This is a genomic window from Maribrevibacterium harenarium (assembly GCF_006385675.1).
GTDB lineage: Bacteria > Pseudomonadota > Gammaproteobacteria > Pseudomonadales > Marinomonadaceae > Marinomonas > Marinomonas harenarium.
In genome coordinates this window covers 44164-58207 of record NZ_VFRR01000005.1, presented here as the reverse complement: position 1 = coordinate 58207, position 14044 = coordinate 44164, and the positions used below count along the sequence as shown (strand labels likewise).

Here is a 14044-nt window from a genome sequence, read left to right as displayed (position 1 = left end):
AAGTGTCACGAGTCAAACAAAACAACAACGAAAGCAACCATATTCTGGAGTATGCTGTGAGTAAATTTATTAAGTGGTTTAGCGATCTTCGTCTGGATGATGTAGGCGAAGTGGGTGGTAAAAACGCGTCACTTGGCGAGATGATTTCCAACCTATCTGATCTTGGTATTCAAGTACCAAACGGCTTTGCGACCACTGCCTATGCGTATCAAACCTTTTTGGAAGAAAGTGGTTTGAACGACCGTATTCACAACCTACTCGACTCGCTGGACGTGGATGACGTTCAGGCGTTGGCTGAGGCAGGCAAAACCATCCGTACATGGGTGGAAGACGCACCATTTTCTGCTGAGTTTGATGCCGAAATCGAAGCGGCTTACGCGGAGCTCAGCAACAATCTTGACGGTGCTTCCTTTGCGGTGCGCTCTTCCGCTACTGCGGAGGATTTACCAGATGCGTCTTTTGCTGGACAGCAAGAGACCTTCCTAAACGTCACTGGTTTGGACGCTGTGAAAGCCTCTATTAAGCGCGTTTTTGCCTCCCTCTACAACGACCGCGCCATTTCTTACCGTGTCCACCAAGGCTACGAACACAAAGGCGTTGCCCTATCGGCTGGCGTGCAAAAAATGGTACGCAGTGATATTGGCGCATCCGGGGTACTATTCACCCTAGATACGGAATCTGGTTTTAACGATGTAGTATTTATTACCGCATCCTACGGACTTGGTGAAATGGTCGTACAGGGCACCGTAAACCCTGACGAGTACCACGTCCATAAACCTACCCTAAGCGCCGGGCGCCCAGCGGTAGTACGTAAAACTCTAGGCAGTAAAGCCCAGAAAATGGAGTACGCTGAGGCAGGCTCCGACGAGTTTGTTAAAGTGGTGCCGGTTGCTCTCACCGAACAAAATCGCTTTGCTCTCACTAATGGGGAAATTGAAGATCTGGCGCGTCAGGCCATGATCATCGAGCAGCATTACCAACGCCCGATGGACGTGGAATGGGCCAAAGACGGACTCGATGGCAAAATTTACATTGTCCAAGCTCGACCAGAAACAGTACGTTCACAAGCCAACAGCCAGAGTATGGAACGTTACTCCTTAAAAGAAAGTGGCCCAATCTTGGTCACCGGTCGCGCCATCGGCCATAAAATTGGTGCCGGCACAGTCAAAGTCCTGAACTCTATTCACGAAATGAATCGTATTGAGCCGGGCGATGTATTAGTCACCGACATTACTGATCCTGATTGGGAACCAGTGATGAAGAAGGCTTCTGCCATCGTCACTAATCGCGGTGGTCGTACCTGTCACGCTGCCATTATTGCCCGTGAATTAGGTATCCCAGCCGTAGTAGGTACTGGCGATGCCACGAAATCCTTAAAAGACGGAGATCAGGTGACCGTGTCCTGCTCCCAGGGGGATATGGGTTTTGTTTACCAAGGCAATCTCAAGTTCGATGTGATCACCTCTGAAGTGGGCAATATGCCGCAACTGCCAGTTAAGGTGATGATGAACGTCGGCAACCCTAACCGTGCATTCGATTTCGCGATGCTACCCAATGCTGGCGTTGGCTTGGCACGTTTGGAGTTCATCATCAATCGCATGATCGGCATTCACCCGAAAGCCCTGCTGAATTTCGACGCCATGGATGCCGGTTTGAAAGAAGAGATTCGCCACCGTATTGCAGGCTATGCCGGCCCAGTGGAATTCTACGTGGACAAATTGGTGGAAGGGGTCGCTACCCTAGCCTGTTCTTTTGCCGATAAACCGGTGATCGTGCGTCTATCTGACTTCAAATCTAACGAATACCATAACCTAGTGGGCGGCCCTCAGTTTGAACCAGACGAGGAAAACCCAATGCTTGGTTTCCGCGGCGCAGCCCGTTATATCGACGAGTCGTTCCGTGATTGCTTTGCATTAGAGTGTGAAGCGATTCGCCGTGTACGTAATGAAATGGGCTTTACCAACGTCCAGATCATGATTCCATTTGTACGCACCTTGGAAGAAGCCAAACAAGTCACTGAGTTGTTGGCTGAGCAAGGACTAGCCCGAGGCGAAAACGGCCTAAAAGTCATCATGATGTGTGAGTTGCCATCAAATGCTCTACTAGCTGATGAGTTCTTGGAATACTTTGATGGTTTCTCCATTGGCTCCAACGATTTAACTCAGCTAACCCTTGGCCTTGATCGTGATTCCGGCTTGATTGCGGACAAATTTGATGAGCGTAACCCGGCAGTTAAAAAACTATTAAAGATGGCCATTGAAGCTTGCCGTGCTAAAGGCAAATACGTTGGCATCTGTGGTCAAGGCCCGTCTGACCATCCTGATTTCGCCGATTGGTTGGTGGCTCAAGGCATTGAAAGTGTGTCCTTGAACCCAGATACCGTGGTGGAAACCTGGCTGCATCTAAACGAAGTATTGCAGAATAATTCGTTGGATCAGAACGCTGTTTAATCGCAGCAGTAACACTCTCTAGGTTTTTTAGCCCCGCGATTGCGGGGCTTTTTTTTGCTACGCCTTACAAACATAAGATCTTCCTTACATAGCGTTACCCGAAGTCATCACAACCCCACTAGTAAGATTTATGAACTAAGCTTTAATGTAGAACACAAACTACTATAAAAATCACCAAGGCGAATATGATGATGGATGAACTATCTCGACTACGAGCAGAAAATGATCAGTTACGCCGGCAAATCGCTTTATACGAAGCTAATGAGCGAAACGATCCCGCTGATTCCGTTGCCTTTTATCGCTATTCCTTTGATGTCGCTACCCATGAAGTATTCTGGATGCGTGCTGACTCCACACTCATTAATATTAACCAAGCGGCCTGTGAAGCACTAGGATATTCCCGTGAAGAGCTAATCGGCCTTAAAGTATGGGATTGGGACAAAAATGTCACACCGGAGACTTGGCCTGCTATTTGGGAACAGTTGCGAACCCATAAAAAAGCCAGATTTGAGTCGACTCATACGTCCAAGCAAGGCAGATCGTTCCCAGTAGAAATCTACACTCATTATTTCACCATGCACGACGAAGAGTTTGCCGTTGCGCTGGTCATGGACATTACCGAACAAAAAAATACCGAGAGGAGTCTAAAGCTATACCAGGAACAGCTTGAAGAACTGGTGAATGTGCGTACCAAAGCATTGCAAGAAGCACAGATTCGCAACGAAGCTATGATCGCAGAGCTGACCGCAGCAAAAGAGAAAGCAGAAGCCGCCACCGAAGCGAAGAGCCGCTTTTTAGCCAACATGAGCCACGAAATTCGTACCCCTATGAATGGGGTGATGGGCATGGTCAACTTGATGCTGGAAACCCCGTTAAACAGTGATCAAAAGCAAATGGCTAAACGCATTCATCATAGTGCGAACTCATTAATGACCGTCATTAACGATGTGCTCGATGTGTCAAAGATTGAATCCGGCCGGCTACAATTTGAGCACCAAGAGTTTGATCTTGCAGAAATCCTCAGTCAATTTGCACAAAGCCTAGAGCACCGAGTACAAAAGAAAAACCTCAATCTTATTTGCCCCACGCAGCCTTTAACTCACCAGTGGTTTGTCGGTGACCCTATGCGCATCCAGCAAGTACTCTATAACCTTGCAGGAAATGCCATCAAGTTCACTGAGCAAGGTGAAATACGTATCCACAGTGAGGTTGCAGAAATCAAAGCCCACCGAGTGCGGGTCCGTTTTGCCATTGAAGATACTGGCATCGGCATTAAGCTGATTGACAAGAAAACCCTATTTGATCGCTTTACCCAAGAAGATAGCTCTACGACACGCCTCTATGGTGGCACGGGACTTGGGCTGAATATATCGAAGCAGATTGTAGAACACATGGGAGGGGAAATTGGCGTTGATAGCGAGCCAGGTAAAGGCTCTCGATTCTGGTTCGATGTATGGTTAAGCTTTGCTCCGAAGGATAATCATATTGCATTCAGACGTAATAAAAAGCTCGCTGGAACGCGTATTGCCGTTGTGAATGCTTGCACTACCCGTACTCAACAATTGGCCGTGCTATTTCAAAAGTGGCATATCGAAGCCAGCTTCCATACCACCAATGATGAAGCCATTGCCGCCCTATTAGAAAGTAAACCGCGACATCGTATCCTATTTAGCTTCAGTCGGGATGCCGTCACGCCAGCACAACTTAAGGGTGAGGATATCAAGGTCCTTGTCTCAAACTATGTTGGATCCACCATTAATGATCAACAGCTCAACAACCAAGTCATCAGTGCATCCATAGTCAGCCAATATAGTCAGCCGGTTTTGTTTGAAATACTCCAGCGAGTCATTGAGCCGGAGAACCCAGACTTAGCCAAAGATAACGCGCGCCATTTATCTGTCGCACCAACGTCATTCTCTGGAAAAATCTTAGTAGCGGAGGATAATTCTACCAATCAGTTGGTTATAAAAGGCCTACTTACAAATTTAGGATTAGCAGTGGATGTGGTCGAAAATGGACAAATGGCCGTGGAACAAGTGGGTAGAGAACAATATGATCTGATTTTCATGGATTGCAACATGCCGGTGTTGGATGGCTATGAGGCAGCCCGCGAGCTGCGGTTGCAATTTGGCAGTGGCGTAGGAGCGCCCCCGATTATTGCCTTGACTGCCAATGCCATGGCCGAAGATCGACAAAAATGCCTACTCGCGGGGATGAATGACTACCTGGCTAAACCGATACGCAAAGATCAGCTAGTAGCGACCTTGAAGCGTTGGCTCACTCCCCCCTAAAGCAGCAATTGCAACCATTGATGCAGTAGCCGCCCCGGCATAAATGCAAAACTGCCAGCGATGATTAATCCTCCCACATAGAGGCCGATCATAGCTTTCGCGTGACGCTTAATATCTCCCCGTGAAATCGCCAACCAAGCCTCTAGCACACTATAAAACGCCAATAGGCTAAACAGATGGATAAAGCCAAAATGATCTAATATGGTCGGCCCCAATTGGGCTGGCATAAACAGGCTAATCACGGCAGTCAGCAGCATGGCTACCATATAAAAACGCCCCAACTGCTTGTGCAATGAGCTGCCCTTGCGCACCAACATCAGATAGGTGCCTACCGCAAAAGCTGGCAACACAGTAGCAAGATGCCAATAGGCTAACGTGTAATAGTAATCCACCAGACCACTGGTTTGCGCTACCGAAAGGCAAGTAGCCAATAATACCAAACTCGCCAAAATTGGATAAATTGCCAGTTGCTTTGTCATCGTCGACTCCTTGAATAATATGAACAAAGCTTAACTGGCTGAAAATGGCGCCACCGGAGAATGCGATAAGCGGTTGTGGCGCATCGTCAGTGACATTAATTCGGTTTGAAACGCCCCGCAAAACGGCGGCTGACAGGGAGCACGTCACGACTTTGTTTCAAATGAATACGCAATTGCCCAGTGAAAGTTTTCTCCACCCGGGCAATGTGCTCTACCTGAACCAAGGTCCCCCGGTGAACGCGCCAGAATAGATCAGGGTCCAGCTCTTCTTCTAGTTGACGTAGGCTTTTGCGGATCAGGTACTCCCCTTCCGTCGTTTTCACCGTGATGTACTTATCTTCTGCCTGAAAGTAGAGCACACTGCTCACATCAATCACGTAAACATCATCCCCTTTACTGGCGTTAAACCAGCGGCTAGCAGTACTTGGACGTACCTGCTGCGACAACAGCTGACTAAGCTTAGTCAAGGTTTGCTCTTCTATTCCAGAACTTGATGTTGATTGTAATAGACGATCACGGGTCTGCTCCAAACGACGCTCATCGACCGGTTTCAACAGATAATCCACTGCCGCTAAGTCAAACGCCTGCAGAGCGTATTCATCGTAGGCGGTTAAAAAAATGATTTTTGTCTGTGGCGCGACACCCGTCTGTTGCAGTCGTTTAGCTACTTCCAGCCCAGTTAACTCAGGCATACGAATATCTAAAAAAGCGATATCAGGCTGCGCTGCGGTAATAAGTTCCAACGCTTCGTTGCCATTTGACGCCATGGCAATCACTTCGAGATCAGACCAGATTTCCGCTAGGATCTTTTTTAGGGTTAAGCGAAGGATAGGCTCATCATCGGCAATAATGGCTGTTTTCGGGGAACTCATTGCACAAGACTCCTTGGCATTTTAATCAACACTTGCGTACCAGCTTGCTCGGTCAATGGCTTGATCTGCAAACTGGCTTGTTCACCGAACAATAGATGCAAACGCTCACGAACGTTGGATAACCCTACTCCATGACCAGTAATTTTGCTTGCGCCAAACCCGGTGCCAGTATTGTTAATGTCTAGCTGAATAAAGTCGCCTACGATCTGCGCCTGCAACCGGACTTTCCCCCCCGCTGAACTGGGTTCGATACCATGCACCAACGCATTCTCTACCAAAGGCTGCAGCAATAATGGGGGGCAAGCACACTGGGCGATCTCTTCCGGCAACTCGATTGTGTATTCGAGGCGCTCCCCTAGACGAATGGCTTGTATATCCAAGTAATGACGAATGAGATTGAACTCTTGCTCCAAGGTGCCCTGCTGGGAGCGACTACGCTGCAAACTGACCCTGAGCATCATCGCTAGAGACTGGATCATTTGCTTTGCCTGTTTAGGCTCTGTGTCGACCAAACCCTGCATGTTCGCTAGGGTATTGAAGAGAAAATGGGGCTCGATTTGACTTTGTAGTAGTTTCAGTTCGCTCAGCGCTAATTGCTGATCTTTGCGTGCTGTCTGGGCCACTTGTTCCGCCACCTCCCGACGCAGCTTCTGCACTCGATAGGTAGACAAAAATAGGTAGAAAACCACGCTACAAATCACGAAGGAAAATACCAAGTTAAAGAGAATCATGCCCCAATAGGCGTCGAGACTCTGCCAGCTCCAGGCAGGCAGCATCACACTAAGCAGATGCGCCATGCCAATCACAAAGCCACCGATAAGCCCAATAGTATTGCGCAGCCAAGAGGGAATCGACCAAGGCAACAGGTAAACAAGATTGACGATCAAGATGATCGACAGACCAAAAGCTAGCCCGATACGCAAATTGATCCAGTAGCCTTCATCGTTGGTAAAATTGGTAAAGGAGGCGATCAGAGCACATATCACCAAGGTCGTGACAAATTCCTTGATAAAACCCGACATATGCTCCGCCCTATACCTATCTATAGATAGTGTGCTTTTAAAGTTAGAACGCTTGATTGAAGTTGACGTACACTTCGCTATCGCCATTTTCGGCAATACCGTAGTCGAAGCGCAGTTTCATTGCGCCATCTGGTGGTAGGCCAAAGCGCAGACCCAAGCCACCATTGGTTAACGTTTCCCACTCTCCATCCATCTGTAAAGTGCCGGTCTCGATAAAGGTTGCCCCAGAAATCCATTTCCAGATAGGAAAGCGCAACTCTAACTGGCCGGCCAGTTTGGCATCTCCTTCATAGCGATCATTCACATAACCACGTAATTGGTTCGAGCCGCCCAAAGAAGAAGTAAAGACGTTACCGTCACTTGCTTCCGCCTCAATACGTGAAGCCAGTACCGACTCAGAGAATACTGCCTGGTAGTGTCGGTAATCGGCTTGTACTAACCAGCCTGGATCACCAATAGCTTGGGAATGTAGGGCATCCGGCAACACACTGGTTCGGGTGGAGAACATATCACCGGCGCTGGTGTTAATGGAGCGATCACGACGATCTCGTTGAATTCCGATGCTAGGGTATCCTTTAGTGAAGCCCCCATCTCGGTCATGTTGCTCGGTTTCCAGACGCACACCATAGAACCAAGACCAATCTTTGTGATCTTTGAGAGGGAATGACCATTCGCTGCCAATACTGGCTTGCAAGCGATCAAAGCGCTCGTATTCGTCACTTCCATCGGGAAATTCGTAGTCAAAAAAATTGTTTAAACTGACAACTAATTTGCGTTGCCGCTGATCTTGGTAAGTACGGTTTTCAATCGCTGCTAAGCGTACATAACCATCGAAGGTGCCCATAAAAAAACCTTGGCGAAATATTTTCTCGCCGGGTTTTACTTTGTCTTCATCAGGGTAAGAGAATAAGGCAGCCCCGAGAATGGTTTCGAATACAGGGTCGTAAGCGAATACAGGGGCGAAAGCAAACTTATTCCCGTCACTTGCGGCTACGCCACCGCTTAGTAATAAAGCCGCGACACCAGCTTGGGCCTGTCTTGATATCCACATGGTGATTGCATCTCCTTAGTCAGTCATTCCATCGTAACGCAAAGCCGATGGTGCTTCCTTAGTTTTGGGATAAGCGGCGTGGTAGCGCCGCCAATAGACTACTGTGTACGTCACCGGTCAAAAATCAGATTAACGTGATTTTCTTGATTTACTCTTGCTTCCGCTAGGTCTTGGCGCTGCGGGTTTGTTGCTCGTTGCCACAACGCTGCTATTCCCACCGCTTTGTTTTTGACGCCGACGCTCGGCTTCCCGATTTTTTTCGTTGGTTGGTCGATTAGAGCTGTGTGACGCGCCGGTTTGCTGGCCCGGTTTGGCTTTTACCGGGCGGCGACCATGACGCTTATCTTCCTCTTCTGGGGGAACCAGTTTATTCGCCCCATGACCGATCAAATCGGCGCGTCCCATTTTCTTTAAGGTATCACGCAGCGCTGGCCAGTTTTTCGGGTCGTGGTAGCGTAAAAAGCCCTTATGCACTGTGCGAGTATCATAATCTTTAGCGGTCTCTACGTTTTCACTTTTATAAGTCACTTTGCCCAGTGGATTCTTGCCCGAGTGGTACATGGCAGTGGCTAAGGACATGGGCGACGGATAGAAGGTTTGTACCTGATCGGGTTTGAAGTCGTTTTTCTTTAGCCAAAGCGCCAAGTTCAACATATCTTCATCGGAACTACCTGGGTGAGCCGCGATAAAGTAAGGAATCAAATGCTGGGTTTTGCCGGCTTCCCGAGAAAACTTATCAAACATGCGTTTAAAGCGATCGTAGGTTCCCATGCCTGGCTTCATCATTTTCGCCAGGGTACCTTCCTCAGAGTGTTCTGGGGCGATTTTCAGCAAACCTCCCACATGATAGGTGACCAACTCCCGTACATATTCTGGATCTTCTACCGCTAGGTCATAACGCAAGCCAGAGGCAATAGAAACCGTGTGAACACCCTCGACCGCTCGCGCTTTACGGTAAAGCTCTGTGGTCGCACTATGATCGGTTTTCAGATTGACGCAAATTTCTGGATACACACAAGACAACTTCCGGCAGGATGCTTGAATCTCGTCATCCTTACAGTTCAAGGTGTACATGTTGGATGTGGGGCCCCCCAGATCGGAAATATGACCAGTGAAACCCGGCACTTTGGCTTTAATATCTTCTATTTCGTTGAGAATGGATTCATGGGAGCGGGACTGAATGACCCGCCCCTCGTGCTCGGTAATCGAACAGAAAGTACAGCCGCCGAAACAGCCGCGCATAATATTGATCGATGTTTTGATCATATCGTAGGCAGGGATACGGGCCTTCTTGTACTTCGGATGGGGAACCCGAGCATAGGGCAAACCAAATACTCCATCCATTTCTGGCGTTTCCAAGGGGATCGGTGGCGGGTTAACCCAAATCTCTTTTTTGCCATGTTTTTGGATCAAAGCACGAGCATTGTGAGGGTTAGACTCCAAGTGCAATACCCGGGACGCGTGAGCATATAACACCGGGTCTTTGGCGACTTTATCGAATGACGGCAAACGAATGTAGGTTTTCGCCTCGTCTAACTTATTACCTCGACGCAATGGCGCTGGAATCACGCGGATCGGCATCACATCGTCGTCTTCTTTTTCCCCCGTCTGACACTTTCCTTCTGGAATGTATTCGTAGGGGCTGTATATTTGATCCACTTTCCCAGGCCAATCTACCCGAGTCGAATCAATTTCTGTAAAACCACCCGGTGGCGTATCGCGCACTATGGTGGTTCCCCGCACATCGGTTAGTTCATCCATGGTTTTCCCAGCAGCTAGAGCGTGGGTTACTTCAATAATCGCTCGCTCGGCGTTGCCATAGAGCAAAATATCGGCGGTGGAATCAATCAATACCGAACGACGTACCTCATCAGCCCAATAGTCGTACTGAGCAATACGACGCAGACTAGCCTCGATACCGCCGATCATTACAGGTACATCATGAAATGCTTGCTTACAGCGCTGTGAATACACAATCACGGCTCGATCTGGACGCTTGCCCCCCATTCCATAAGGCGTGTAAGCATCGTCATTCCGCACTTTACGATCGGCCGTATAGCGGTTAATCATAGAGTCCATATTGCCTGCGGTAACACCGAAATAAAGATTCGGACGCCCAAGACGCATAAAATCATCAGGACTACGCCAATCCGGCTGGTCAATAATACCTACCCGAAAGCCTTGAGCTTCTAACACCCGCCCCATTACCGCCATACCAAAACTGGGGTGATCCACATAGGCATCGCCAGTGACAATAATCACATCACAACTGTCCCAGCCTAAGGCATCCATTTCTGCGCGAGTCGTCGGTAAAAACGGGGCAACTCCATAACACTCCGCCCAATAGGGAGGATAGGAGAACAGATCAGGGGCGGTTTTATGTCGTTTGCTCATGGTAACTCTATGGGTAATTAGGAATGTTGGAATTATCCCAGAATTTTAGTCAGGTATATAGGTTTGTACCTTACTCGCCTATACTAAGATTCATTTTATTTTAGGAGTGATTATGGATTTGGAAAGCGCACCGGATCATATCAAGCTAGCGGTTGATTTAATCGAGCTACTCGAGACCAACGAGGTCGATATTAACGTGGCAGTGAAGGCGTTGGAGATAGTGCTGAACGATTTTAAGAACAAGCAGAACCAGTAAGCCCCGGTATTCCGGGGCTTACTTAGGTACTACTTCTTCGGCGCGAACGGATTATCCGACGATTTAAACTCGAAGCTAATCGGTGTGCCGGTAATATTCAAAACCGTGCGGAACTTGTTCTCCAAATAACGCTTGTAGCTACCTGGTAAGGCATCGGTCTGATTACCATGCACTACGATTCGTGGTGGGTTAGAGCCCCCTTGGTGAGCGTAACGTAGTTTGATACGGCGCCCCTTAACCATCGGCGGTTGATGCTCCGCAACAGCGTCTTCAAGGATGCGCGTTAGACGGTTTGTGGTCCATTTGGCGTAACAAGATTCGTAGGTTTCTTCGATAGTGTCATATAAATCACCGACACCAGTACCGTGTAACGCCGAGATGTAGTGTACCTTAGCGTAAGGCACGAAGCCCAAACGACGCTCCACTTCTTTCTTGATGTGTTCCCGATCTTCTTTGCTCAGACCATCCCATTTGTTAATCGCAATGACCAAACCACGACCCGCATCCAAGGCATAGCCAATCATATGTAAATCTTGCTCAACCAGATCTTCGTGGGAGTCAATCACACAAATCACCACGTTAGCATCTTGAATGGCTTGCAGCGTCTTAACAATGGAGAATTTTTCCACCACCTCTTTGACATGTTTACGACGGCGGACACCCGCTGTATCAATCAAGGTGTAAGGTTTGCCATGACGCTCGTAGGGAATGTAGATACTGTCCCGGGTCGTACCCGGCATATCGAACACTACTACACGATCTTCACCCAGCATACGGTTCACTAGGGTTGACTTGCCCACATTGGGACGACCGATTACACCGATGCGGATACCTTTTGCATCAATTTGGATCGCTTCCCGCGCCGCTTCTACCTGCTCGATAAAGGGCGCCAATACCACATCAATCAGCTGACGTACGCCCTTACCGTGGGCTGCAGCGATAGAATAGAGGTCGCCCAGTCCCAAGGAGTAGAAATCGGCAAGCGCAATATCTTCATTGATACCGTCAGTTTTATTTACCACTAGGTAGACAGGTTTATTACTACGACGCAGGTGGTTCGCAATCATTTCATCGGCAGGGTTAAGGCCATGACGACCATCCACCAGAAACAGAACCGCATCCGCTTCTTCGACTGCCAGTAGTGACTGGCGGGCCATTTTTTCGTCGATTCCTTGCTCATCGCCGGTAATACCACCGGTATCAATAACGATAAACTGGTGCTCCCCCATCTTGCCATCACCGTATTTTCGGTCACGGGTGAGACCGGGGTAGTCCGCCACCAAGGCATCGCGCGACTTGGTAAAGCGGTTAAACAAGGTGGATTTGCCAACATTGGGTCGACCGACCAATGCAATCACTGGAATCATTTTTTTACCTATAAAAATACAAAAGTGGCCGCCTTCTGTTCACACAGAGGCAGCCGCTTGCAAAAAGCCAAAGCTACGAATTAGTAGCTGAGGGCTGTAATTTTAGAATCTGGCGTAAGTATAAACAATTGTTGGCCATTCGACACCATACGACTTCCAACAGGAGCCACAGTATCTGCCAAGAACCAAGCCTTTACCTTGCCAGTATCGCGATCAAGTAGGTGGACGTAACCGCTACGATCTACCACGGCTACGTAATCGCGGAAATAAGTCGGAGAGATTAGCTCACGCCCAACCAACTCTTCGTTTTGCCAAATGACTTCGCCATTTTTTGCGTTAAGCGCATGAACCGTGCTGTCTTGCTCAACGGCGATCAGTACATCATTTTCTAGTGCAACACCGACGCCACTCGGAATATTACGTTGCCAAACTGCGCGCCCGGTAGTTAGGTTAATCGCACTCAATGTACCGTTGTAGGCCACTGCGTAGACCATACCATCGCGAACAACTAGGCGCCCATTCACATCCGTTAGACGCTCTATCTCATAGCGGCCTTCCGCTTTACCCACTTCAAATGACCACAGCTTAGTACCATCCACCAAGTTGTAGGCATTTACTGTACCATTAGCAAAGCCTGCGATTAGGGTGTTCCCCACAATCACTGGGGCACTGGTGCCACGCACGGTCAACGCTGGTAAGTCTTCTTTATCACGCCACAAGGTATTGGCAGACTGAGCATCGATGACAGATAACCAGCCATCTCCGGTTTGTACGGCGATACGACCGTTTGCCACCGCAGGCTCAGCGAGGATTTCAGAAGTCAGTGTTTTTTCCCATAGTACAGACTTTTGCTCTAATGACACCGCCACCAGTTGGGCATCATAAGTACCAAAATAAGCCGTGCCATCTTTCACCGTCACTCCGGCGCTAGGCTCAAAGTCGGTTTGAATATAATCAACTCGGCGGCCAGTTTCTTGCTGTAAACCATATACAGAGCCATGTTCTGTGACGAAGTACAATTTTTCATCCTGAGCAACTAAGTTGAACCGCTCACTGGCTTCCCCTGCACGACCGTCAACACCACGACGCCATGAAGTATCCAAGTACACTTCGTTCTCGATCGCAGTAGGTGCTGAAAGTGGGCGCTGTACGGCACACCCTTGCAATAAAGCAGCGCCGATTAGCACTGCCGCTGTCATAGCTTTCAACATATTAGCTATTCACCAAGTCCTTCAATTTAATATCTAATAATGGATGATTCACACTACCGTTGAGATTACTTGTAGCCTTTTCATAAGCCGCGCGAGCATCGTCCCGTTTACCTTGAGCGAGCAGAATGTCACCCTTTAGCTCTTCTACGGAAGAAGTAAACTCAGCGTTGTTAATCGAACCTAAAACAGCCAACGCCTCGCCATAATTTTTCTGTTCCGCAAGCAGCCGAGCAATACGAATGTCTGCGATCACTTTGAAGGTAGTATCCTCCGTTGCTGCTTTCGCACTGCGTAGAGCATCCAAGGCAGCATCGTAATCACCATTTTGAGCATCCACACGGGCCGTCAACAACTGAGCAAACATGGCATAACCAGTATCGGCGTAGTCATCCGCCAATTGTTTTGCAACGAAGCGCACGGATTTTTGATTTTCTTCCTTGGACAAATCGGCTGCGGACTGCATCATGGACTGATACAAAGAAGAGGCTTCAGCCATATGATTGGCCTGACTGGTTTGCCAAGCCTGCCAACCAAAATAACCGCCCACACCAACAGCCACTGCCAACACAAGGGAAGTGCCGTTCTTTTTCCACCAGTTTTTAAACGCTTCGATTTGTTCTTCTTCAGTTCTTAGCTCAGACACAAAGGCTT

General features: G+C 48.5%; 11 protein-coding genes. 3 read left to right on the top strand and 8 right to left on the bottom strand.

What is annotated here, in order from left to right; translation table 11 throughout:
- Positions 1-56 precede the first annotated feature (56 nt).
- Both ppsA and FJM67_RS04275 read left to right on the top strand, forming a co-directional pair.
- Entirely contained in the window at positions 57-2450 is a 2394-nt protein-coding gene (gene ppsA / locus FJM67_RS04280; protein ID WP_140587437.1) for a phosphoenolpyruvate synthase, read from the top strand.
- 185 nt (positions 2451-2635) lie between these two features.
- Positions 2636-4741: a PAS domain-containing hybrid sensor histidine kinase/response regulator gene (locus FJM67_RS04275; RefSeq protein WP_140587436.1), complete on the top strand. Its 2106-nt coding sequence runs from the start codon at positions 2636-2638 to the stop codon at positions 4739-4741.
- On the opposite strand, the gene FJM67_RS04270 is transcribed toward FJM67_RS04275, so the two are convergent.
- The 5 genes from FJM67_RS04270 to FJM67_RS04250 all read right to left on the bottom strand — a co-directional run bounded on the left by FJM67_RS04270 (position 4738) and on the right by FJM67_RS04250 (position 10559).
- A complete protein-coding gene (locus tag FJM67_RS04270; protein WP_140587435.1) occupies positions 4738-5220 on the bottom strand; it encodes a DUF2306 domain-containing protein in 483 nt (160 codons plus the stop codon). The genes FJM67_RS04275 and FJM67_RS04270 overlap by 4 nt on opposite strands.
- A 95-nt stretch (positions 5221-5315) precedes the next feature.
- Entirely contained in the window at positions 5316-6092 is a 777-nt protein-coding gene (locus FJM67_RS04265) for a LytR/AlgR family response regulator transcription factor (RefSeq protein ID WP_140587434.1), read from the bottom strand.
- Positions 6089-7114, bottom strand: coding sequence for a sensor histidine kinase (locus FJM67_RS04260; protein ID WP_181161427.1), 1026 nt, complete (start codon positions 7112-7114; stop codon positions 6089-6091). The genes FJM67_RS04265 and FJM67_RS04260 overlap by 4 nt, the downstream gene beginning before the upstream one ends.
- Before the next feature lie 43 nt (positions 7115-7157).
- Complete coding sequence (locus FJM67_RS04255; RefSeq protein ID WP_140587432.1) at positions 7158-8165, bottom strand: BamA/TamA family outer membrane protein; 1008 nt, start codon at positions 8163-8165, stop codon at positions 7158-7160.
- Between the two features lie 129 nt (positions 8166-8294).
- Positions 8295-10559: a YgiQ family radical SAM protein gene (locus FJM67_RS04250; RefSeq protein ID WP_140587431.1), complete on the bottom strand. Its 2265-nt coding sequence runs from the start codon at positions 10557-10559 to the stop codon at positions 8295-8297.
- Between the two features lie 112 nt (positions 10560-10671).
- Here FJM67_RS04250 and FJM67_RS04245 point away from each other — a divergent pair, with 112 nt between their 5' ends.
- The gene (locus FJM67_RS04245) at positions 10672-10815 is read left to right on the top strand and encodes a YbaM family protein (protein ID WP_140587430.1); all 144 of its coding nucleotides are present in this window, start codon (positions 10672-10674) and stop codon (positions 10813-10815) included.
- Between the two features lie 29 nt (positions 10816-10844).
- Here the strand turns inward: FJM67_RS04245 and der are convergent, their stop codons facing one another.
- The 3 genes from der to FJM67_RS04230 all read right to left on the bottom strand — a co-directional run bounded on the left by der (position 10845) and on the right by FJM67_RS04230 (position 14036).
- A complete protein-coding gene (gene der / locus FJM67_RS04240; protein ID WP_140587429.1) occupies positions 10845-12182 on the bottom strand; it encodes a ribosome biogenesis GTPase Der in 1338 nt (445 codons plus the stop codon).
- 80 nt (positions 12183-12262) lie between these two features.
- Positions 12263-13393: an outer membrane protein assembly factor BamB gene (gene bamB, locus FJM67_RS04235; RefSeq protein ID WP_140587428.1), complete on the bottom strand. Its 1131-nt coding sequence runs from the start codon at positions 13391-13393 to the stop codon at positions 12263-12265.
- Position 13394: 1 nt separating this feature from the next.
- Complete coding sequence (locus FJM67_RS04230; protein WP_140587427.1) at positions 13395-14036, bottom strand: YfgM family protein; 642 nt, start codon at positions 14034-14036, stop codon at positions 13395-13397.
- Positions 14037-14044 lie beyond the last annotated feature (8 nt).

Coding starts and splice junctions, on each gene's coding strand:
- FJM67_RS04275 (WP_140587436.1), top strand. CDS start 2,636: ATGATGATGGATGAACTATCTCGACTACGAGCAGAAAATGATCAGTTA.
- FJM67_RS04270 (WP_140587435.1), bottom strand. CDS start 5,220: ATGACAAAGCAACTGGCAATTTATCCAATTTTGGCGAGTTTGGTATTA.
- FJM67_RS04265 (WP_140587434.1), bottom strand. CDS start 6,092: ATGAGTTCCCCGAAAACAGCCATTATTGCCGATGATGAGCCTATCCTT.
- FJM67_RS04260 (WP_181161427.1), bottom strand. CDS start 7,114: ATGTCGGGTTTTATCAAGGAATTTGTCACGACCTTGGTGATATGTGCT.
- FJM67_RS04255 (WP_140587432.1), bottom strand. CDS start 8,165: ATGTGGATATCAAGACAGGCCCAAGCTGGTGTCGCGGCTTTATTACTA.
- FJM67_RS04250 (WP_140587431.1), bottom strand. CDS start 10,559: ATGAGCAAACGACATAAAACCGCCCCTGATCTGTTCTCCTATCCTCCC.
- FJM67_RS04245 (WP_140587430.1), top strand. CDS start 10,672: ATGGATTTGGAAAGCGCACCGGATCATATCAAGCTAGCGGTTGATTTA.
- der (WP_140587429.1), bottom strand. CDS start 12,182: ATGATTCCAGTGATTGCATTGGTCGGTCGACCCAATGTTGGCAAATCC.
- bamB (WP_140587428.1), bottom strand. CDS start 13,393: ATGTTGAAAGCTATGACAGCGGCAGTGCTAATCGGCGCTGCTTTATTG.